The following is a 20129-nucleotide window of genomic DNA, read 5'->3' as shown; positions in this document are numbered from 1 at the left end:
AAAAAGAAATTGACAGCGGATTTTCGCTAAGTCAAGTTCCATCCGGAACAAATGGCGAGTGGGGAGAAGAGGCCATGGCGTCGCGCGACTCCGGGTTGACGACGACCCTTGATGATCTGCTCATGGAGGCGGGAAGGCGGGATGCGCCCGACGGTGCCGTCGACGAGCTCATCGCCGTCAAGCTGTGGCAGAATCCCTGCTGGTTCTCGTTTCGGATCAATTTCCTGGCGCTGCAGTTCAACGTGCCGATCTACCGCTGGATCGAGGTGGAATTCGGTCTGCAGCGGGTTGAATTCGTGGTGCTCTACTCGCTCAGCCTCAAGAACGGCGTGACGGCGAGCGCAATCTGCAACTCTTCAGGCTTTCCAAGGAACACGATCAGCCGCGCGATCCAGAAGCTGATCGACAAGAAGATCGTCCGCCGCGAGGTGGATCCAAACGATCTCCGAAGCTTCGTCCTGCATCTGACGGATGAAGGAAGACGTATCGTCGACGAGGCCATGCAGCCCATGCGGGAACGGGAGCAGCTGATGCTGAAGGGGCTCAGCCCCGCCGAGCAGCTGATGCTTTCGGAACTGCTGGCCAAGGTCGTCGCCGATTCGAGGAAGTGGCCAGAGACCTGGCCGTCCAACAAGAAATCCAGCCAAGAAACCGACACTCCAGAGGAGATGGAAGAAGTATGAACATCTTGCGCGCAACCACCGGGCTCGCACTCGCCCTGGGCCTCTATGCCAGCGTTTCGTCGGCCGCGCTTGCCGCCGACCTGACGATCGGCGTGCGCTCGGGTCCGTCCTCGATCGATCCCGACTTCACCGCCACCGGCACGCAGGCCGAGGCGATGAAGCACATCTATGACACGCTGATCAGATCCGGCGACAACCTGCAGCTCGAGCCGGGCCTGGCCGAGAGCTGGCAGGCGCTGGACGACACCACGTGGGAATTCAAGCTGCGCCAGGGCGTGAAGTTCCACGACGGGTCGGACTTCACCGCCGAGGACGTCAAGTTCTCCATCGAGCGCATCCCGCATGTCACCGGCCCGAACCCGACGACGGTCTATGTGCGCCGCGTGCAGGGTATCGAGATCGTCGATCCCTACACCATCCGCATCAAGACCGACGGCCCGGCGCCGACGCTGCCGAACGACTTCATCCGCCTGTTCGTCGTCTCGCATGTCGCGGCCAAGGACTATTCCGACACGCCGGAAAACGCCACCGAGGGCTTCAACTCCGGCAAGGCGGCAATCGGCACCGGCCCCTACAAGTTCGTTTCCTGGACGCCGAAGGAAGAGCTGGTTCTCGAGCGCTTCGACGATTACTGGGGCGGCAAGGAGCCGTGGGAGAAGGTGATCCGCAAGGAGATCCCGAACGACGCCGCGCGCGTTGCCCAGCTCAAGGCCGGCCAGGTTGACGTCGCCGCCCGCATCCCGGCTTCGGACATTCCGACGCTGGAGCAGGATTCCTCGATCAGCATCACCAAGATCGACAGCGTCTACTCCTTCCTTCTCTATTTCGACTTCCGCGAGCAGACGCCGCAGGTGACTGCCAAGGACGGTTCGGCGCTGCCGAAGAACCCGTTCCTCGACCCGCGCGTGCGTGAAGCCTTCGATCTGGCCATCGACCGTGACACCATCACCGAGATCGCCATGGAAGGCATGGGTAAGGCCCAATCGCAGATCGTGACGCCGAATATCTTCGGCTACAATCCGGACATCCAGGTCACGCAGCCCGACATCGAGAAGGCCAAGCAGCTGATGGCCGACGCCGGCTATCCGGACGGCTTCAAGGTGGTGTTCAACTTCACCAACGACCGCCTGCCGAGCGACAAGGAAGTGGGCACCACCATCGCCCAGATGCTGGCGTCGATCGGGGTGACCGTCGAAGCCAATGCGCAGCCCGGCGCGGTCTACTTCCCGGCCAATACGCGCGGCGACTACAGCTTCGGCATGTCCGGCTGGGGCACGCTGACCGGCGAGGCCAACTACACGCTTGGCGCGCTTGCGCACACCAACGATCCGGCCACCAAGCTCGGTGCCTTCAATGTCCACTTCTATTCCAACCCGGAAATGGACAAGCTGATCGAAGCCGCGGCTGCGGAGATGGACACCGCCAAGCGCGAGAAGCTGTTGCAGGATGCCAACGCCCTTGTCGCCAAGGAGCGTCCGCTGCTGCCGGTCGCCTCGACGGTTTCGGCCTGGGGCCTGAAGAAGGGCCTGACGATCATCCCGCGTTCCGACGAGGACACGCTGGCGATGAACATCCGTCCGGCGAACTGATATAAGGCAAACGAAGAAAGCGGCCGCCCCCAGGGCGGCCGCAACATTTGAGGAATTGGAAATGGGACCTGTTGCACTGGCGATCCATGGCGGCTGCGGCGTCATGGCCAAGCTCGATCTTAGCGAAGAGGAATGGGCGGCCGCACGCGTCGACCTCCGCCGCTCGCTTGAAGCGGGGTGGGCTATCCTGTCCGCCGGTGGGCGCGCGCTCGATGCGGTCGAGGCCGCAGTCGTGGTGATGGAGGATTCGCCGCATTTCAACGCCGGCCATGGTGCAGCGCTCAACGCGGCCGGCTATCATGAGCTCGATGCCTCGATCATGGATGGAGCAACGCAGACCGGCGGCGCCGTGGCGGGCTCCCGCCACATCCGCAACCCGGTGAAGGCTGCGCGGCTGGTGATGGAACGCGGCGAGGCGGTGCTTCTGGCAGGCCACGCCGCCGACGACTACGCCACGGCAGGCGGGCTGGAAGTGGTGCCGAACAGCTACTTCACCACCGAGCGCCGGGTAAAGGCGCTTGCCGCCATGAAGGAGCATGAAAGGCAGGGCACCGCAGCCAAGGCGAGCGAGTCCGAGAAGCACGGCACGGTGGGCGCGGTGGCGCTCGACGCGGCCGGGCATCTTGCGGCGGCAACCTCGACGGGCGGCTACAACAACAAGCCCGAGGGCCGCGTCGGCGACTCCCCGATCATCGGCGCTGGGACCTATGCCCGCGACGGCGTTTGCGCCGTGTCGGGCACCGGCAAGGGCGAGTTCTTCATCCTGCACGCGGTCGGCCATGAGGTCGCCTCGCGCGTTGCCTATCTCGGCGAAAGCCTGGAGCAGGCAGCCTCGAAGATCATCATCGACGAGTTCCAGCCGCGCAGCATCGGCGCCGGTCTGGTGGCCGTCGACGCCAAGGGCAATATCGCCGCGCCCTACAACACCGACGGCATGTTCCGGGGCTGGGTCACGCCCGAAGGCAAGTTCTTCGTGGGCACCCACGATCAGGTCTTCGCCCTTTAAGCAGTTCGCCGGCCGGCCTCGGGCTTCTCTGCCTGCTGGCCGGCTAGGCGACGCCAACGTCTGTCCCGCTCTGGACAGACTTCCAGCGCGTTGTTGTGCGGCCCGCACCATTAGGCGCTGGAAAATGGGGCAGGGCAGTCGCAACCCATTGCCTCAGAACCTCGTCCACCAATCGGTCAATTCTTTTGCGCCGATTCAGCACGCATCTGTGCCCGTCCCTGACGATGCGCATCCATGGCCCATGCGACGTTCAACTGAGTGCTGCATTCGCTCACGCGAGGGGCGAAGCGAGCCCAAGCATCTCTAGCGTCACCGCCGAAAAAGGGTGAGCACTTCCGTTCCGTAGATGATACTTAGCAACTTGACGAAGTTTTCGCTTGCGCCGCCGGCAAATCGGACGATAGTTAGCATCATGGCTAAGCATGATCCCGATCTCTCCCTGCTTTTCCACGCTCTGGCCGACCCGACCCGTCGGTCGATCCTTACTCGACTCGCTGAAGGGCCCGCGCGGGTGACCGATTTGGCTGGTCCAACGGGGCTGCGTCTGCCCACGGTGATGCGGCACCTTTCGGTGCTGGAGGAGGCAGGGTTGATCGCCACGTCCAAGGACGGGCGGATACGCACCTGCGCCATCGTTCCCGAGGCGCTGGATCCGGTGCGGACATGGCTCGATGAACAACGCGCCATCTGGGAGGCTCGGCTCGACCGGTTGGACGCATTTGTGATGAACGTGATGGAGGAACGCGCGAAATGACATCGAACCCGAATACGAGCAGCACGACCCGTGCGCAGCCTGACGACAGGAAGGGCAGCTTCGCGACGCTGACCTTCGAAAGGGACCTGGCCGCGCCGTCGTCGGTGCTGTGGCAGGCCTGGACGGCGCCGGCCGCGCGGGCGGTCTGGGCGGCGCCCACGCCCTCGGTCACCGTGGAGTTTTTGGAGGCCGACACCAGGGTGGGTGGACGCGAGGTCTCACTCTGCAAGGTCAAAGGCCAGCCGGACATCCGCTGTGAATGTGGCTGGCTTGAATTGCTGCCGGCGGTGCGCAGCGTGAACTACGAGGTGATCTCGTCCAGGGGCGCGACGCAATCGGCAGCGCTGGTGACGGCTGATTTCTCAGGCACGGACGAGCACAGCCGGCTGGTCGTGACGGTGCAGCTTTCCTCGCTGGCCGAGGACATGGAGGCCGGCTACCGACAGGGCTTCGACGCGGGACTGGACAATCTCGCCGAAGTTGCAGAGCGGACCATGGTGCTGCAGCGGGTGATTCAGGCGCCGCGTTCCATCGTGTGGGGCGCGTGGATGAACCCCGAGACGCTGCCGCGATGGTGGGGGCCGGACGGGTTTTCCTGCCGCACGAAGAGGATCGACCTGCGCAGGGGAGGCGAATGGGTATTCGACATGATCGCACCTGACGGCACGGTCTTCCCGAACCACCACCTCTATGTCGAGGTCCGGCCCGAGGAGAGGCTCGGCTATACGCTGCTATGGGGCGAGAACGGCCCGAAACATGCCGACGCCTGGGCCTCGTTCGAGGATCAGGACGGGGCGACGAAGGTTACGCTGGGCATGGTACTCAGCACGGCTGCCGAGTTTCAGGAGGCGAAGGGCTTCGGTGCCGTGGAACTGGGTCTGCAAACCCTGGGCAAACTGGAACGCTTCATCACATCCCGCTGAATGCCGCGACTTCCCGTCGGCTCGAATTAGGGCTCGTGGACCGACCTTAGCCGCACGCGGGCCGTGGCCTGTAAAAGACGTCCCGCCGGTCAGCGGGACGCCTTCGATCAGTCGAGGGCAGGTGCTCGACGATCTCCGGACTGCCAACACCTTGCTCCGATTACAGCTGAAGGCAGCAAGGACGCGTAGTGTGTCAGGAAGCCATCTGCAGGGCTTCGATGCCATGGCGCTGCATGGCCGCGCCGATGCGGGCGAAATCCGGCGCGGTCTGGGGCTCGGCCGTTCCGATTTCCCGAAAAAAGGCGGTCATCGATGGTTCGATAAGCACCAGCATGCGCGCAGGCTTGCCACTCTCGTTCATGTAGTTGTGCGGCGCGTGTCTGTCGATGCGCACCGAGGTTCCGGCTCCAGCCGAGACCGTCGTCGGCGGCTTGCCGGCAGCGAAGTGCCGGATGGTGACCTCGCCAGCGATCACATAGAAAAGTTCAGGCGAGGCGTGGCTGTGCGGAGGTGTGCCGGAACCTGGTGGAACCTCCACCTCGAGAAGTTCAAGGTTGGATCCCGCAAGACCGCCCAGAAAGCGGATGCGGTCGGCGACGACCCAGCGGGTCTCGCCTTGCTGCATGGTGGTGACGCTTATGCTCATCGCCATTCTCCTTGGCTGTCGATGTTACGTCCGCGTCAATGAGCCCGAGCCGACCGCGGACAGGATCGTATCGAGCGCCCAAGAGGCTGCCTCTCCGGCTTGAGCGCCGGTGAGACCGCCATAATCCTTCAGGACCTCCCAGGCGGAGGCCGAATAGAGCAGGTGCGCCAGCGCCTCGACCCTCCGGGCCTCAGCGGGCGATAGTTCGGAAAGAACGGGAGCGAGCGCGCCAGCAAAGCGTAGGCGGCGGCTGGCGACCATGCCGGCGCGCATGTCGCGCCCTGTGCGCGAATGCAATGAGGCGCGGATGGCCGCCTCATGCGCATCGAAACGCGGAAAGGCTTCCTGGGGTCCCTTGACGATGTCCCGGACATCTTCCGGTGAGATGGAGGCGCCCATCAGTTCATTCAGCCAAGGCCAGAAGGCGGTCAGGAGGTCATCCTTGGTGGGGAAGTGACGGAACACCGTGCGCCGCTGCACGCCGGCTTCGGTTGCGATAGCCTCCATGCTGATCTCGTCCGGCATGCACGAAGCGCTCATCAGCCGGTAGAGGGCGTTCAGGATCGCTTCTCGCGTCTCTCTGGCTTTCCCTTCCCGGAGCGGGCTGTTGTAGCTGCGTGTGTCCGACATCCATGATCCTTCCACTAATCATGGCACTGTATGTGTCACGAAATTCAAGCGGTGTCAATTCATGTCACCAATGGTGTCATAAAATGGTGGCCGGTTCGTGGCAGCGTCCTCAAGGCGGACAACGCCACGGGCGACTTCACGAAGGTGGTTCAACGTGTGCTGGGCGCAACCAGAGCCGTTGCAAATGGCGCATCGATGCAGACTTCGAATTTTAATTTCGCGCATTCTCCTGTAAACTGCAGGCAAGAGGACGAGCCATGGTTTCAAGGCGCATCTTTCTCCAAGGCCTGACAGGTGTCGCTGCCGCACTTGCGACGGGCGTTTTCTCCAAGAGTCCTGTGGCCGCGCAACCGGCCAGTCCCGTCGTTACGATCGACAGTGTCGAGACGCCGATCGCGCCTGCCAAACAGGCGCTTCGGCATATTCGTCTCTCGGGCCCTCAACTCGAACGTTACAAGACGATGAGAAGCTTGTTCGGCTCCCCGTCCGGGTTGCGCATAGTGGCGAACATCGATCATGCCACGCAAGTTCTGCTTGAGGCGGCGCTGAACGAGGCAGGCAGGGCGGTAGTGGATCCTGTCCGCCATGGGGCGTCCTACAGCGTCGTTGTGAAGGCCGCATAGCCGCACAGGAGTGCGAAATGACACTTGGCAAGCAACTCGGGGTTTCGATCGCCGCTTTGGTCATGCTCAATCTGTCCGGCCTTGCTGCCATCGCCCAGGATGGGAACGCTGAGCGATTGGACGATCGCCGTATGTTCAAGTCCGGTCAGGAAGCCTTCGAAAAAGTATGCGCGCGCTGCCATACCGGTCGACCGGACGCTGTGGGGCCCGAATTCTTCAGCAAGGGGTATGACGCCGACACCATAAAATACTTCGTTCGCAACGGTTTCGCGGGGATGCCCGCCTTCACTGAATCCATGATCGACAATGCCACGCTCGACGAGCTGGCAGCCTATGTCGCCGCCCAGGCAAAAGGAACGCCCCAATGAGCACAGAGCGCGAAGTGCCGGTCGTGCCGCAAGGCGTGAGCAAGGATGACTTCCTGGCGGCGATCACGAAATTCGAGCAGATCGTCGGGCAGAACAACGTGCTGACGGAGGAAGATCGCCTCACCCCTTACTACAAGACCATGATGCCCGTGGAAGACGCTGAATATGCGGCGTCTGCGGTTCTTCAGCCCACCACCACCGAGCAGGTCCAGGCCATCGTCAAGGTCTGCGACGAACATGGCATTCCGGTCTGGCCGACTTCGACGGGGCGCAATTTCGGCTACGGCACCTACGGCACGGGAAACGCAAAAGGCCACCGTCACCAGGTTGTGATCGACTTCCGTCACATGAACAAGATCCTTGAGGTCGATGCCGAGCTCGGCACGGCACTCCTCGAACCGGGGGTGACGTATCAGCAGCTGGTCGACTATCTCGAGGAGAAGAACATACCTCTGTGGGTCTCGTGCCCGGCACCTTCGGCAATCGCCTCGCCCGTCGGCAACACCTTGGAGCGCGGGGTAGGCTACACCCCCTACGGCGAACATTTCATGATGCAATGCGGGATGGAAGTCGTTCTCGCCAACGGCGAAGTCCTGCGCACCGCCATGGGCGGCGTCGAGGGCACGCATGCCTGGCAGGTGTTCAAATGGGGCTTCGGACCTTATCTCGACGGCATCTTCACCCAGTCCAATTTCGGCATCGTCACCAAGCTCGGTCTCTGGCTCATGCCGAAGCCGCCGGTCTACAAGCCGTTCTGCATCCAGTTTCCCGACGATGACGACATCGCCACGATCGTGGACATGATGCGTCCGCTGCGCATTTCCGGAACGATCCCGAACGCAGTGGTGTTCGCATACGTCCTCTACGAGGCTTCCGCTGTCTTTCCGCGGTCCAAATATTACGAGGGCACAGGCGCCATGCCGAAGGACGCCATCGAAAAGATGAAAAAGGAAGAAGGCTTCGGCGCCTGGAACATCTATGCGGCGCTTTACGGCACCAAGGAACAGGTCGACGTGAACTGGCAGATCGTGCTCGATGCCGTGAACGCGCACGGCAAAGGCAAGATCATCACCGAGGCAGAGGCGGCAGGCACCGAACCCTTCGACTACCGTGCGGCCCTGATGCGCGGTGGCATGAACCTGCAAGAGTTCGGTCTATACCGCTGGCGTGGGGGCGGCGGCTCGATGTGGTTCGCTCCCGTGACCGTCGCCAAAGGCTCCGAAACCTTGGCCCAGACCAAGCTGGCCACGGAAATCCTGAACAAATGGGGCTTCGATTATTGCGGCGAATACATCGTCGGCATGCGCGACATGCACCACATCATCGACCTGCTTTTCGACAAGACTGACGAGGAAGACACCAAGAACGCACATGCCTGCATGGCTGAACTCATCGAGGAGTTCCGCAAGCGCGGCTACGCCGTGTACCGGACCAACAACGAGTTCATGGATCAGGTTGCAGATTGTTACGGTCCGGTTCAACGCCAGGTCAACCAGACACTCAAACGCGCCCTCGATCCGAAAGGCATCATCGCGCCCGGCAAATCGGGCATCGTCGCCTGAAGCCTTTTGGGGTTGCGTTGGTCACGTTCCGGCGCGACATGCCGCCAGCTTGTCACCGCGTGTGACACGGCGGGATGCGCCAGAGGTACGGTCGTGTCAGTTCCTCGCCCGGGGCGATCCGTTGAAACAGATCAATGGGGCAAACATTTCGAAATGGTGGTGGCCTCGAAGCTCCCATCAATGCCGAAGGTCTCGGCCACTACGCAAAGGGAACGATACATGTTGGAACTTCAACAGATTATTGGTGGCGAGTTCGTGCCGGCCAGGTCCGGCAGGACCTATGAGCGCTTCGATCCGTACACGGGCAAGGTCGCGAGCCGTGCGCCTGCGTCCGGGCTGGACGATGTGAAGGCCGCCGTGGCTGCAGCGGCGGAAGCTTTTCCGGAGTGGTCCAGGACTGGCCCCGGAGAACGCCGCAGGTTGCTGATGACGGCCGCCGACGTCCTTTCGTCAAAAGCCGATGAGGCTGCCCGTATCATGGTTGAAGAGACGGGGGGCACTGCCTCCTGGGCTGGCTTCAACACAATGCTTGCGGCGGACATCCTGCGCGAAGCTGCCAGCATGACGACCCAGGTCCAGGGTGAAATCATTCCGTCGGACAAGCCCGGCATCTTGTCGATGGCGGTGCGGCAGGCGGCGGGGGTCTGCCTTGGCATTGCTCCCTGGAACGCCCCTATCATCCTGGGCACTCGCGCCATCGCGATGGCGCTTGCTTGCGGCAACACCGTAATCCTGAAAGCGTCGGAAGCCTGCCCCGGGCTGCATCTTCTCATTGGTCGGTCGCTGGTTGAAGCCGGTCTTCCGGACGGGGTGGTGAACGTCATCACCAACGCACCGGAGGACGCCGCCGAGGTCGTGGAAGCCTTGATAGCAGCGCCCGAGGTGCGACGGGTGAACTTCACGGGCTCGACCAGGATCGGCCGCATCATTGGCGAGCTATGCGGCCGGCACCTCAAGCCGGCCCTGCTCGAGCTCGGTGGCAAGGCGCCGATGATCGTGCTCGACGATGCCGACATCGATGCTGCGGTCAATGGAGCGATCTTTGGAGCGTTTGCGAATGCGGGCCAGATCTGCATGTCGACCGAACGGATCATAGTAGACGAGAAGATCGCCGACGAGTTCGTGAAAAAGCTGGCAGCGAGGGCCAGCGAGCTACCGGCCGGAGATCCGCGGGGTCATGTTGTTCTCGGATCGCTCATCACGCCCCAGGCGGCTGCGAAAATGGAAGAGCTGATCGCCGATGGGGTAGGGAAGGGTGCCAGGCTGGTGGCTGGCGGAACGCGCACCGGGTCGGTTGTCGAGGCGACGCTGCTCGACTACGTGAAGCCGGGAATGCGCAGCTTCGAAGAAGAATCCTTCGGGCCGGTGAAGCCGATCATTCGTGTGAAGGACGAGGCCGAGGCCATACGGATCGCCAATGAAACGGAATACGGGCTGTCGTCTTCCGTCTACAGCCGTGATGTTCGGCGAGCCATGGCAGTTGCCGCGCAGATCCAGTCGGGGATTTGCCACATCAACGGCCCCACGGTGCATGACGAGGCGCAGATGCCGTTCGGCGGTGTCAAGAATTCCGGATATGGTCGTTTCGGCGGGAAAGCCGCGATTGACGAATTCACCGATCTTCGCTGGATCACGGTGGAAGACCCGCATCAGCCTTACCCGTTCTGAGAAAGCTCGGGAAATTTGCACAGCGGGATAAGTGGAATTTTCTGCCTGTGCCGGAAACAGGAGAGACGATGACGACCGCGGTGGAACCACAGCCCGGCGTTCGAAATGGCGCCTGCCGCCGTCAGCAGTTTGACGTCCGCCAACCTGCTTGGCTCCATGAAGCGGCTGGTTTGATCGGCGCCAATTATGGTAAAGTACCGATCTGCTTCCTCTGCTCGCGCTGTCGAAAATCGTGGCCGCACGCGGCCATGGGCCATTTCGGATCTGGTAGCGATCTGGCCATCAACCGGCGGTGAATGGGCCGGCAAGTCAGGCGGCGAATTTTTGGAGTGTTGGTCCGCAGTAGGAAGGGCGCTCCCGAATGGGTTGGTTGCAGCCCCCCAAAAATGCTCTGCGCCGTGCCTGCCGCGGTGGGCTGCCGTGTCTGCTCAGCACTGGGCTTGCCTCCTGTTCCGGCGGCGTTTTGGACCCGCTCGGCCCCGTCGGCGCGGATAACGCCACGATCCTCATCAATGCCACGGTCGTCATGCTGGCCATCGTCGTTCCGACGATATTTTTGGCCTTCTGGACAGCCTGGCAGTACCGGGCGTCGAAACCGCGCGGGGAATACCTCCCATACTGGTCCTATTCGGGGCGGATCGAAGCAGTCGTCTGGTCGATCCCGACCCTGACCATCATGTTTCTCGGCGGCCTGATCTGGATCGGCACCTACAAGGTCGACCCGTTCCGGCCCTTGCCTTCCAAAGTCTCGCCGCTGGAGGTGCAGGTCGTATCGCTCGACTGGAAATGGCTTTTCATCTACCCCCAGCAGGGGGTCGCATCCGTCAACCAGCTGGTGATTCCGGCGGCAACTCCGGTCCATTTCTCGATCACCTCGGCGAGCGTCTTCAACGCCTTCTTCGTGCCCCAGCTGGGCTCGATGATCTACGCCATGCCAGGCATGGTCTCGCAGTTGCACCTGCAGGCCGACGACCCCGGGCAGCTCTGGGGCATCTCCGCTCAGTTTTCCGGCGACGGCTTCACCGACATGCAGTTCGAGGTGAAGAGCGTGCCTGGCACGGACTTCGGGGCTTGGGTGGGCAGCGTCCGGGGCGCCGGCCCCGTCCTCGACCGCGCGGCCTATGCCGAACTCCTGCAGCAGACCCAACGCGTGCCCCCTTCGACCTACGGCGGGATCGATCCCCAGCTGTTCCATGCCGTGGCCACCCAGGAAATAGCGCCAGGCCCGGGACCGCAGCCCGAAGCCCCGACGCACGCAGGGCGTGAAATATCGACTGGCGGAAAGGACTGACCATGTTCGGCAAGCTCGACCTTTCAGCGATCCCCTTTTCCGAACCGATCCCGCTGATCACCTCCGTGGTCGTCATTCTCATCGCCTTCGGCGTTCTGGTCCTGATCACGGTGAAGGGCTGGTGGCCCTATCTCTGGCACGAGTGGATCACCAGCGTCGACCACAAACGCATCGGCGTCATGTACTGCCTGCTGGGGGTCGTGATGCTGATCCGGGGGTTTGCCGACGCCATCATGATGCGCACCCAACAGGCGGTTGCCATCAATGCGCCCGGCTATCTGCCGCCGGAGCACTACGACCAGATATTCACGGCCCATGGCACGATCATGATCTTGTTCGGGGCGATGCCGCTGGTGCTGGGCTTCATGAACTTCCTGGTCCCGCTGCAACTTGGCGTGCGCGACGTGGCGTTCCCGACCTTCAATTCGGTCGGCTTCTGGCTGACCGCAAGCGGCGCCCTGCTCGTCAATGTGTCCTTGTTCATCGGCGAGTTCGCCCGCACCGGCTGGCTGCCTTACCCGCCGCTCAGCGAGACGACTTACACGCCGGGCGTCGGCGTCGACTATTACCTGTGGGCCGTACAGATTTCCGGGGTCGGCACCCTCATTACGGGGATCAACATCGTCACCACGGTGCTGAAGATGCGCTGTCCCGGCATGAGCTATCTGCGCATGCCGGTGTTCTGCTGGACCGCTCTGGCCTCATGCCTGCTGATCGTCGCCACTTTTCCGATCCTGACCGCCACCCTCGCGATGCTGACGCTGGATCGCTATCTCGGCTGGCACTACTTCACGAACACCGCCGGCGGAAACCCGATGATGTTCGTCAATCTGGTCTGGGCCTGGGGGCATCCGGAGGTCTACATCCTGGTCCTTCCGGCCTTCGGCATCTTCTCCGAGGTCTTCTCGACCTTCTCAGGCAAGCCGCTGTTCGGCTACCGGTCCATGGTCGCCGCCACCCTGTTCATCTGCATCGTTTCCATGATGGTGTGGCTGCACCACTTCTTCACCATGGGCGCGGGACCGGCGGTCAACACCTTCTTCGGCATCTCGTCGAGCATCATCGCGGTCGGGACCGGGGTGAAGATCTACAACTGGATCTTTACCATGTATGGCGGCCGCGTGCGCTTCGAGGTTCCCATGCTGTGGTCCATGGGCTTCATCTTCACCTTCATCATCGGCGGCCTGACCGGCGTGCTGCTCGCCATACCGCCGGCGGACTTCGTGACCCACAACTCGATGTTCCTGGTGGCGCATTTCCATAATGTCATCATCGGCGGGGTGGTGTTCGGAATCTTTGCGGGCCTCGAGTTCTGGTTTCCCAAGGCCTTCGGATTCCGGCTGCATGAAGGCTGGGGCAAGGCTGCCTTCTGGTTCGCCTTTATCGGCTTCTGGGTCACGTTCACGCCGCTCTATGTTCTAGGGCTGCTCGGCATGACACGGCGCCTGCAGCACATCAACATCGAGGCGTGGCGGCCCTGGTTGTACGTGTCGGTGATCGGCGTCGGAATACTCGTTCTGGGGGTGATCGCGCAGGCCCTGCAGCTGGTGGTCAGCATCCGCGACCGCGAGAAGCTTCGCGATGTGACGGGCGATCCCTGGGATGGCCGCTCCCTCGAATGGGCCACGCCTTCGCCCCCGCCCTTCTTCAACTTCGCCGTCATGCCGGACGTCGAAGGAGAAGAGGCCTATTGGGGCATCAAGCTGCGCGCGGTGGAGTCCCAGCAGCTGTCCCCCGAGCCGAAGTACGAGCCTATCCACATGCCGGTGAACAGCCCGGTTGGCTTCTATACGGCGTTTTTCACCTCGGTCTTCGGCTTTGCGATGGTCTGGTACATCTGGTGGCTCGCGATTGTCGCGCTGGTGGCGGCATTCGCGGGCTTCGTCATTTTCGCCTGGCGGGACGTCCAGGAATTCGAGGTGCCGGCCGAGCAGGTGGCCAGCGTGGACCGGAACCGCCGTGCGGCCCGCGCAGCCTTGCTCGAGAGACTCGGCAGGCATGAGGTCCTGACATGACGTATACCGGGCTGCCCGCCAGCATAGAGACTATCCGACGCGTCCGTGAAGACCCTCACCGGCTGGGGCACCGCGCCCACGGAATGGCGGAACCAATCGTGGGCGCCGGCCATGGCGAAACGGGCCCCGCCCGCAAGCGCATCATCGTCGGCTATGGTTTCTGGATCTACCTGCTCAGCGACGTCGTCTTGTTCTCCTGCTTCTTTGCGGCCTTCGCCGTGCAGCGGGGAGCGACGGCCGGCGGCCCGACGATTTCCGAAATCGTCGACCTCAACCGAGTGGCGCTGGAGACGGCGGCACTGCTCCTGTCCAGCTACACCTGCATGCTCTCCTACGCGGCAATGAACGCGCGGAGCCGCACGTGGACGCAGATTTTCCTGCTCATCACCGGTCTCCTTGGGCTGGCGTTCGTCCTTCTCGAGTTGCAGGAGTTCATTGAACTGGACATGCAAGGGATAACGCCCCAGCGCAGCGGAATGCTCACGTCCTTCTTTGGGCTGGTGGGTCTGCACGGCTTGCATGTCACCGCCGGCGGGCTGTGGCTCGCCACCATGCTGGCACAGGTGCAAGTCAAGGGCTTTCGGCCAGAGATCGTACACCGGCTGATCTGCTTCAACCTGTTCTGGCATGCCCTCGACATCGTCTGGATCGGCATCTTCACCGTCGTCTATCTGATCGGGAGCATCGCATGAGCCATTTTGAATCCGATCCTCATCTCTACACGGGTGTCCTGGACGATCGGGAAGATCACGCCCCTGGCGATGCACCGGAGGAGAGCGCCGGTCACTGGGTGCGAAACGCAAACATAGGCCTCGGGTTCTCCATCGTGCTCACGGTCGCGTCTTTCCTTCTGGTGGATTCAAGCATCATCTATGCGCCGGCCATTCCGGTCGCGCTGGTCGTGCTCGCTATCGCCCAGATGGGCGTGCACCTCGTGTTCTTCCTTCACGTCACGACAGGCCCGGACAACACGAACAACGTATTGGCCCTCGCTTTCGGCGCCCTGGTTGTCTTCCTGATCGTCATCGGATCGGTCTGGATCATGGGTCACCTCAGCTACAATATGATGCCAATGGAGCAGCTGATGGAGATGCAGAGATAGGGGCCTGAGAAGCAAGCGGGCCGAAGGAGCGCCTGGGAATGGAAGCCGGGAAGATTTTTCTTTCTTCTTTGGCGTGATCCACGAGGGGCGCTGCGGAGCGCGTTCGACGGTCAGCGGACGCCGAGCGCCGCCAGGCGCGATCCTGGGGCGGACCGACGCCATCATTTCCGGTTGAAGTTCATCGGCACGCTGAAGTTGAGGCGGGGCGCGGTGACGCCCTTGGGAAAGGGCGGGAACGGGGCAGCTCTTTCCACGATCTGCAGCGCCGCCTTGTCGAGGATCGGCGATCCGGAGCTGCGGGCAATTTTGCGGCTCGTCAGCTTTCCGGAGGGGGCAATGCTGAAATTGACCACCACCGACCCGGAGGGCGCACCGGTGGGAAAGTACCTGCGCGCAAGAAGGCGTGATGCAACGCCCGCCATGTAGCTGGCCTGGGCGCGTGCATCGGCCTTGCCGCCAGCGGGGAGGGCAGGTCGGCTGTTCCGGCGTTGCGCGGTGGTCGCCTTCTCCCTTTCGTTGGCGCGGCCGCGGGTCTTCTCTTCAGGCGGAGGCGCGGTTTTCTTGCGCGGCGTCTCGGGCCGTGCGGCTTCAGACTTCGTTGTAACCTCGGGAGGAGCAGGGGAACGAGGTGCCTCCAGGGGCGTGGCGCTTTCCGATACCAATGGCGGCTCGGGCGTGGCCGCGGGGGCCTCCGAAAGGTTGCGGCTGGCCGACAATTGCTCCGACGGAGGGATGGAGTGAACCGTCTTCGTTGGTCCGCTGTCGGAAGTGGCCGGCGGGGCCTTGCTCTCGACCACCTGGTCTTGCGAACCGGGCGCCGCTTGCGGAACTGTTTCAGAACTCGCGGCCGGAACCTCACTTTGCTCTCGGCTGGGCGGGATCTCTGGGGGCGCTGCCTGCTGGCTTTCGATGGGCTCGTCCACGAGCGGGACCGTCGTCACCTCGATCTGAAAGTCGGATCGGGATTCGGCGGGCGGACCCGAAGCGCTGAAGATCCATGCCGCAACCGCGCCATGCGCCAAAAGGGAGAGGGAGATGGCAACCAGGCGTGCCGCTTGCCAGGGCCCGGAGCCAGGACGCCGTGTCACGGCGAGGCCGCAGCCTTTGCCGGTGCCTGCGCAAGCAGGGAAAAGCGCCTGTAACCGGCTGCGTTCACGCGGCCCAGCATCTCCATCACCGTGCCGTAGTCCGTGCCCTTGTCGGCGCGGATATACACCACGGCATCGCCTTCGGCGGCGCGCAGGGCGTCAAGTCGGGCAGCGAGATCCCCCGGCGGGATCTTTTCATTGCGGAGATAGACACTGCCATCCGGCGCTACGGTGACGATGACCGGCTTCTTCACCTGTCCGATCTTCTCGGCGCTGGTGCGCGGAAGATCGACGCGCACGCCCGTCATCATCAGCGGTGCGGCAACCATGAAGATGATGAGCAGAACCAGCGTCACGTCGACCAGCGGTGTGACGTTGATCTCGGCCGAGGGGCGATAGACGAGACCGTCGCGGCCACCGAACGCTTGCCGACGCGACATGGCCATCAGTCGATCTCCGCAAAGCTCTTTGCGCCCTCGCGCGCAAGGGCCCTGGCGATGGGAGGAATTGCGGCACCGCCACTCTGGGCGGCGCGGCCCAGCACCGCCGATATCTGATTGAAAGCGATGACGGCGGGTATCGCCACGGCCAGCCCGGCGGCGGTTGCAAACAGCGCTTCCGCAATGCCGGGCGCGACGACTTCGAGGCTGGTGTCTTGCGATTGCGCGATCGACGCAAAGCTGGTCATGATGCCCCAGACAGTTCCGAAAAGGCCGATGAAGGGTGCGGCGGAGCTGATCGTCGCCAGGAACGGCAGGCCACCCTCGAGTCGCCGCAACTCGATGAGCATTGCTGCGCGCATGGTTTCCTCGATCCGCGAACGCGCTTCGTAGGGCGGTGCGGGACCCGCGGCGAGATCGGCTTGTTCGCTCCGGGCGGCGGACATCACCGCCCCCGCGACGCCCGGAAGCTGCCCGGCGCCACGCCCGCCATGCGCGGCAAGCTGCTCCAATGCGCTGATCTGGCGCCGCAGGCTGGTGAGCCTGATGAGCTTTTCGATGATGATCGCCCAGCAGGCGACGGAACAGAGAGCCAGGCCGAGGACGATGGCTTGAACCACCGGGTCTGCGTGGCGGACGAGATCGATGACCGAAAGGCTGGATTCCATGCCAATCAACTCCGCAATCTCTGGAAGGTTTCCGACCCCCGGTCGCCGATGGCGTTGCTATTTGGACAGTGTGGCAGGCCCGCGCGATGACACCGCGATCCTGTCCAGACAGTCGGAGATGTCCTGCTCGCCGGATCTGCACTCCAGCACGTCGTTGACGAACATGCTTCCGATCTGGCTGCACGGCGTAGCCTCCAAGTCGAAGGTCTTGACGTCCTTCTTGGTCGCTGGAAGTGGCCCAAGGTCGATGGCAATGCGCCGGTCGATCACACCGTCGGGACGAAACAGGACGAGGTCGATCTTCAGCACCGTGTAGGCGGAATCGGTGGCATTATCGACCACGACATAGGCGCGGCAGCCCCTGCCGACGGGTTCGAGCTTGTTCAGTTCGACCGAAATCTTCTTGGGTGCGGAAGGCGCGGCAGCCTTGGATATTGCTGGTCCGAGCACAGCCGCGAGCGCCACGGCAAAGATACCGGACAGGCAATGACTTCCAACCATTGCTTTCCCCTTGCCTGAAATGATCTCAAGAAAAGCAGACCTCTCAAAAAGGCGCACTCATCGTGCTTGAGTTAATCTGTTCAAGAAACCCGTTTCGGCAAGGGTCAGAAGGTGACCTTCAATCCTGCATAGACGGCAAAGGGCTTGCCCGGCGTCACCGTGTCGGTGTTGCTGCCCCCGATCAGGCTGCCGAGGGAAGTCGTGTTGTCGAAATAGGTGCCGTTCAAATAATACCGGGTGTTGAGGAGGTTCTCGATCTGCGCATGGAACTGCATGTTCTTGGTGATCTGGTAGGTAGTGTTCAGGTTGACGGTCGCATAGCCGGGCAGCCTGGGGTTCACGTTTGACTCGTCGCCGCCAAAGAACTGGCTGCCGACGGCGATCACATTGCCGCCGACCGTCCATTTGTCGTTGACCTTGTAGTCGAGCCCGAGCTTGAAGTGGTGAGCAGGGATGCGGGAGATGTGGTCGCTCGGCACCACATGGATCGGCTCGTCGCCAGCCGGATCGCCGGAAGGCGCGTTGAGCGTCACGGGGGATTGGTAGGTCGCGTCGACAAAGGCGTAGCTCGCATAGACCGACCAATCGCCATTCTTGTAATCCGCCGCCGCCTCCAGACCCTGTCGACGTGTCTTCCCGACATTTGCGAAATAGCCGAAGGTGAGGCCGATGGGGGCCACGACGTGCAGGATGTCGTTCGAGTTCTCGGTCCGGTAGAGCCCCAGGCGCCAGCCGAGCGTGTCCTTGCCGGAGAGCGTCGTCCTGCCGCGCAGCCCCATCTCGACCGTGCGGGACACGACCTGATCGAGATCCGGGTCCGACACCAGGAAAGTGTCGACGACGCAGGGCAGGTTGGGGTCGGAGCAGCCCAGTTCGAGCGGTGTCGGCGCACGGTTCGATTCCGAATAGCTGGCATAGGCCAGCATCTGGGGTGTGATCTTGTAGGTCCCACCGATCACCGGATTGAAGCGGGCATATTGGTGATCGCCGCTGAGCGAACTGGGACCGCCTTCGAGCAGGTCCTTCAGATCGATATTGGCGAAATTGAAACGGCCGCCAAGCGTCAGCGAGAGCTTTGTCGTCACGTCGAGCGTGTCGAGCGCGTAGATGCCGAGATAGGTGTTGGTGGTGTGCAGTTCGACTGGCCCGATCGACCCTTCCGGGCTGCTCGTAAAGCCGAGAAACTGACCGTTTCCGGTGACAACGAACGTGTCGGGATCGACCGTGCCGAGTTCTGCGCTGGCGTCAAAGTTCGTCCCGGCCATGTCGAGCGAAGCGCCGATTACGAAGGTATTGTTCATGCCATTGAGCTTGGCGGTATCGGCCAACTGGACTGTGCCGCCCCAGCCATTGGTCCGCGTGTTGTTGCGATCGATCTCGCCGATGACATCCGTCGGCAAGAAAAGGTTCGGCAACTGTTCGCCGTTCAGTCCGTTTGCGGGCGTCTCGCCGTCGCCGAAGCAGAGCAGGTCTTCGTTCGGGGGATCGCAGACCTGTACTTCCGTGTCGTTCCCGTCCACATGGCGGTCTGTCAGGTGCCGGAAGTAGAGCGTGCCGGAGAGCGTCCGCGTGTCGGTCAGCCTGGTGTTTCCCTGCAGGCTGATCATCCCCATCAGCAGGTCGTCGGTCTGGGGATTGGTGTAGACGGCGCTGTAGTCCTGGTCGAGCAGCACAACCGGTGTCGTGGCCGGCGCATTGAAGAAGTTGTGCGCCGCCGTGACGTTGAGGTGGATTTCGCTTTTGTCGTCCTTGTAGCCGACGTCGCCGTAGAGGCGACGGATGGTTGACGACGAGCGCTCGCGAAAGCCTCTTTCGTAGGCGCCGTCGAGGGCGAGATAGGTGGCGAAATTGCCGTCCTGCTTGCCCCATTGGAAGGAATCCTGAACCCGCCCGAACGACCCGACCACGAAGTCGTTTTCGACGCCTTGGAAGTTGAAGCCGTTCTTCATCTGCACGGTGACGGCGCCGCCGAGCGCATTCAGGCCGAAGATCGGGTTGGCGGTGACGATATCCATCGTATGGACGGCGTCGGGCGGAATGAAGTCCCAATGGACATTGTCGCCGAACGCCTCGTTGATGCGCACGCCGTTCTGGTAGACGGCAAGGCCGACGGGAGTTCCCGTCAGCGGCGTTGCGATGAAGCCGCGGAATTGCAGGTCCGGTTCGAATGAGTTGCCGCTTTCGCTAGTGCTCGAAACGCTCGGTACGTTGACCAGCATGGTGCTGACCACGCTGGGTGAGCTTTGCTTTTCGAACTCCTTGGCGTCGATCTTGTTGACCGCTGCCGGGACGTCGGCAGACAGAACCTCCGTACCCGTCACCGGCGTCGTCGGCACGGTCTCGGCCGCCACGGGAAGCGGCGCAGGGGCCGGCGCTGGAGGTGGCGCTGGCGGACGGGCCTGGGGAACTGGCTTCTTCGCCGTGGAGGCTGCGGGCTTCTCGGGGCTGATCTCGATCGGTGGCAGTTTGAGCGTCTGCCCGGCCTGCTGGGCAAGTGAGGGTGAGCTGACGATGACACATTGTGCGCCAACGATGAAGAATAGTCGCTGCAGTGAAGTTCCCATGCCCCCTC

21 protein-coding genes are annotated in these 20129 nt (G+C 62.6%); 14 read left to right on the top strand and 7 right to left on the bottom strand.

The genetic code is table 11. The annotated features are described in order from the left end of the window. Positions 1-74 precede the first annotated feature (74 nt). The 5 genes from ABLE86_RS03560 (at position 75) to ABLE86_RS03540 (ending at position 4955) form a co-directional block, all read left to right on the top strand. Complete coding sequence (locus ABLE86_RS03560) at positions 75-683, top strand: MarR family transcriptional regulator (protein WP_348777523.1); 609 nt, start codon at positions 75-77, stop codon at positions 681-683. Then, positions 680-2272, top strand: a complete 1593-nt coding sequence (locus ABLE86_RS03555; RefSeq protein WP_348777522.1) for an ABC transporter substrate-binding protein — start codon at positions 680-682, stop codon at positions 2270-2272. Before ABLE86_RS03560 ends, ABLE86_RS03555 begins: the two co-directional genes overlap by 4 nt. A 61-nt stretch (positions 2273-2333) precedes the next feature. Further along, the gene (locus ABLE86_RS03550) at positions 2334-3278 is read left to right on the top strand and encodes an isoaspartyl peptidase/L-asparaginase (protein WP_348777521.1); all 945 of its coding nucleotides are present in this window, start codon (positions 2334-2336) and stop codon (positions 3276-3278) included. Positions 3279-3690: 412 nt separating this feature from the next. Continuing rightward, positions 3691-4032 (top strand): metalloregulator ArsR/SmtB family transcription factor, encoded by a 342-nt coding sequence (locus tag ABLE86_RS03545; RefSeq protein ID WP_348777520.1) that lies wholly within the window; start codon positions 3691-3693, stop codon positions 4030-4032. After that, the gene (locus ABLE86_RS03540; RefSeq protein WP_348777519.1) at positions 4029-4955 is read left to right on the top strand and encodes an SRPBCC family protein; all 927 of its coding nucleotides are present in this window, start codon (positions 4029-4031) and stop codon (positions 4953-4955) included. The genes ABLE86_RS03545 and ABLE86_RS03540 overlap by 4 nt, the downstream gene beginning before the upstream one ends. Positions 4956-5148: 193 nt before the next feature. Here the strand turns inward: ABLE86_RS03540 and ABLE86_RS03535 are convergent, their stop codons facing one another. Both ABLE86_RS03535 and ABLE86_RS03530 read right to left on the bottom strand, forming a co-directional pair. After that, positions 5149-5601 carry a cupin domain-containing protein gene (locus ABLE86_RS03535; RefSeq protein ID WP_348777518.1) on the bottom strand — a complete coding sequence of 151 codons (453 nt, stop codon included), beginning with the start codon at positions 5599-5601 and terminating at the stop codon, positions 5149-5151. A 24-nt stretch (positions 5602-5625) separates the two neighbouring features. Beyond that, positions 5626-6231, bottom strand: a complete 606-nt coding sequence (locus tag ABLE86_RS03530; protein ID WP_348777517.1) for a TetR family transcriptional regulator — start codon at positions 6229-6231, stop codon at positions 5626-5628. Positions 6232-6488: 257 nt separating this feature from the next. Between ABLE86_RS03530 and ABLE86_RS03525 the strand changes: the two genes are divergently transcribed. The 9 genes from ABLE86_RS03525 (at position 6489) to cyoD (ending at position 14860) form a co-directional block, all read left to right on the top strand. Beyond that, positions 6489-6854: a twin-arginine translocation signal domain-containing protein gene (locus ABLE86_RS03525; protein ID WP_348777516.1), complete on the top strand. Its 366-nt coding sequence runs from the start codon at positions 6489-6491 to the stop codon at positions 6852-6854. 17 nt (positions 6855-6871) lie between these two features. Continuing rightward, positions 6872-7222 carry a cytochrome c gene (locus tag ABLE86_RS03520; RefSeq protein ID WP_348777515.1) on the top strand — a complete coding sequence of 117 codons (351 nt, stop codon included), beginning with the start codon at positions 6872-6874 and terminating at the stop codon, positions 7220-7222. After that, positions 7219-8784, top strand: a complete 1566-nt coding sequence (locus tag ABLE86_RS03515) for an FAD-binding oxidoreductase (protein ID WP_348777514.1) — start codon at positions 7219-7221, stop codon at positions 8782-8784. Before ABLE86_RS03520 ends, ABLE86_RS03515 begins: the two co-directional genes overlap by 4 nt. Before the next feature lie 219 nt (positions 8785-9003). Further along, positions 9004-10452: an aldehyde dehydrogenase gene (locus tag ABLE86_RS03510; RefSeq protein WP_348777740.1), complete on the top strand. Its 1449-nt coding sequence runs from the start codon at positions 9004-9006 to the stop codon at positions 10450-10452. Positions 10453-10520: 68 nt separating this feature from the next. Then, entirely contained in the window at positions 10521-10748 is a 228-nt protein-coding gene (locus ABLE86_RS03505) for a hypothetical protein (protein WP_348777513.1), read from the top strand. A gap of 65 nt (positions 10749-10813) precedes the next feature. Next, on the top strand, positions 10814-11743 hold the full coding sequence (gene cyoA / locus ABLE86_RS03500; protein ID WP_348777512.1) for a ubiquinol oxidase subunit II: 930 nt from the start codon (positions 10814-10816) through the stop codon (positions 11741-11743). 2 nt (positions 11744-11745) lie between these two features. Continuing rightward, positions 11746-13758, top strand: a complete 2013-nt coding sequence (locus ABLE86_RS03495; protein ID WP_348777511.1) for a cbb3-type cytochrome c oxidase subunit I — start codon at positions 11746-11748, stop codon at positions 13756-13758. A gap of 83 nt (positions 13759-13841) precedes the next feature. After that, on the top strand, positions 13842-14450 hold the full coding sequence (locus tag ABLE86_RS03490; protein WP_348777510.1) for a cytochrome c oxidase subunit 3: 609 nt from the start codon (positions 13842-13844) through the stop codon (positions 14448-14450). Then, the gene (cyoD, locus tag ABLE86_RS03485) at positions 14447-14860 is read left to right on the top strand and encodes a cytochrome o ubiquinol oxidase subunit IV (protein WP_348777509.1); all 414 of its coding nucleotides are present in this window, start codon (positions 14447-14449) and stop codon (positions 14858-14860) included. The genes ABLE86_RS03490 and cyoD overlap by 4 nt, the downstream gene beginning before the upstream one ends. A 161-nt stretch (positions 14861-15021) precedes the next feature. On the opposite strand, the gene ABLE86_RS03480 is transcribed toward cyoD, so the two are convergent. From ABLE86_RS03480 to ABLE86_RS03460, 5 genes are all read right to left on the bottom strand, one after another. Further along, complete coding sequence (locus ABLE86_RS03480) at positions 15022-15657, bottom strand: TonB family protein (RefSeq protein WP_348777508.1); 636 nt, start codon at positions 15655-15657, stop codon at positions 15022-15024. A gap of 287 nt (positions 15658-15944) precedes the next feature. Further along, positions 15945-16394, bottom strand: coding sequence for a biopolymer transporter ExbD (locus ABLE86_RS03475; protein WP_348777507.1), 450 nt, complete (start codon positions 16392-16394; stop codon positions 15945-15947). Further along, positions 16394-17056, bottom strand: coding sequence for a MotA/TolQ/ExbB proton channel family protein (locus ABLE86_RS03470; RefSeq protein WP_348777506.1), 663 nt, complete (start codon positions 17054-17056; stop codon positions 16394-16396). Before ABLE86_RS03470 ends, ABLE86_RS03475 begins: the two co-directional genes overlap by 1 nt. Positions 17057-17113: 57 nt before the next feature. Further along, positions 17114-17557, bottom strand: a complete 444-nt coding sequence (locus ABLE86_RS03465; RefSeq protein WP_348777505.1) for a hypothetical protein — start codon at positions 17555-17557, stop codon at positions 17114-17116. Positions 17558-17661: 104 nt separating this feature from the next. Next, positions 17662-20121: a TonB-dependent receptor gene (locus ABLE86_RS03460; protein WP_348777504.1), complete on the bottom strand. Its 2460-nt coding sequence runs from the start codon at positions 20119-20121 to the stop codon at positions 17662-17664. Positions 20122-20129: the final 8 nt, after the last annotated feature.

Source organism: Mesorhizobium sp. KR2-14, assembly GCF_040049255.1.
Taxonomy (GTDB): domain Bacteria; phylum Pseudomonadota; class Alphaproteobacteria; order Rhizobiales; family Rhizobiaceae; genus Pseudaminobacter.
The sequence above is the reverse complement of the archived record's forward strand: the minus strand, read 5'-3'. Positions and strand labels throughout refer to the sequence as shown.

Bases quoted from the DNA above. Each gene is read 5' to 3' on its own strand.
- ABLE86_RS03560 (WP_348777523.1), top strand. From the start codon at position 75: ATGGCGTCGCGCGACTCCGGGTTGACGACGACCCTTGATGATCTGCTC.
- ABLE86_RS03555 (WP_348777522.1), top strand. From the start codon at position 680: ATGAACATCTTGCGCGCAACCACCGGGCTCGCACTCGCCCTGGGCCTC.
- ABLE86_RS03550 (WP_348777521.1), top strand. From the start codon at position 2,334: ATGGGACCTGTTGCACTGGCGATCCATGGCGGCTGCGGCGTCATGGCC.
- ABLE86_RS03545 (WP_348777520.1), top strand. From the start codon at position 3,691: ATGGCTAAGCATGATCCCGATCTCTCCCTGCTTTTCCACGCTCTGGCC.
- ABLE86_RS03540 (WP_348777519.1), top strand. From the start codon at position 4,029: ATGACATCGAACCCGAATACGAGCAGCACGACCCGTGCGCAGCCTGAC.
- ABLE86_RS03535 (WP_348777518.1), bottom strand. From the start codon at position 5,601: ATGAGCATAAGCGTCACCACCATGCAGCAAGGCGAGACCCGCTGGGTC.
- ABLE86_RS03530 (WP_348777517.1), bottom strand. From the start codon at position 6,231: ATGTCGGACACACGCAGCTACAACAGCCCGCTCCGGGAAGGGAAAGCC.
- ABLE86_RS03525 (WP_348777516.1), top strand. From the start codon at position 6,489: ATGGTTTCAAGGCGCATCTTTCTCCAAGGCCTGACAGGTGTCGCTGCC.
- ABLE86_RS03520 (WP_348777515.1), top strand. From the start codon at position 6,872: ATGACACTTGGCAAGCAACTCGGGGTTTCGATCGCCGCTTTGGTCATG.
- ABLE86_RS03515 (WP_348777514.1), top strand. From the start codon at position 7,219: ATGAGCACAGAGCGCGAAGTGCCGGTCGTGCCGCAAGGCGTGAGCAAG.
- ABLE86_RS03510 (WP_348777740.1), top strand. From the start codon at position 9,004: ATGTTGGAACTTCAACAGATTATTGGTGGCGAGTTCGTGCCGGCCAGG.
- ABLE86_RS03505 (WP_348777513.1), top strand. From the start codon at position 10,521: ATGACGACCGCGGTGGAACCACAGCCCGGCGTTCGAAATGGCGCCTGC.
- cyoA (WP_348777512.1), top strand. From the start codon at position 10,814: ATGGGTTGGTTGCAGCCCCCCAAAAATGCTCTGCGCCGTGCCTGCCGC.
- ABLE86_RS03495 (WP_348777511.1), top strand. From the start codon at position 11,746: ATGTTCGGCAAGCTCGACCTTTCAGCGATCCCCTTTTCCGAACCGATC.
- ABLE86_RS03490 (WP_348777510.1), top strand. From the start codon at position 13,842: ATGGCGGAACCAATCGTGGGCGCCGGCCATGGCGAAACGGGCCCCGCC.
- cyoD (WP_348777509.1), top strand. From the start codon at position 14,447: ATGAGCCATTTTGAATCCGATCCTCATCTCTACACGGGTGTCCTGGAC.
- ABLE86_RS03475 (WP_348777507.1), bottom strand. From the start codon at position 16,394: ATGGCCATGTCGCGTCGGCAAGCGTTCGGTGGCCGCGACGGTCTCGTC.
- ABLE86_RS03470 (WP_348777506.1), bottom strand. From the start codon at position 17,056: ATGGAATCCAGCCTTTCGGTCATCGATCTCGTCCGCCACGCAGACCCG.
- ABLE86_RS03465 (WP_348777505.1), bottom strand. From the start codon at position 17,557: ATGGTTGGAAGTCATTGCCTGTCCGGTATCTTTGCCGTGGCGCTCGCG.
- ABLE86_RS03460 (WP_348777504.1), bottom strand. From the start codon at position 20,121: ATGGGAACTTCACTGCAGCGACTATTCTTCATCGTTGGCGCACAATGT.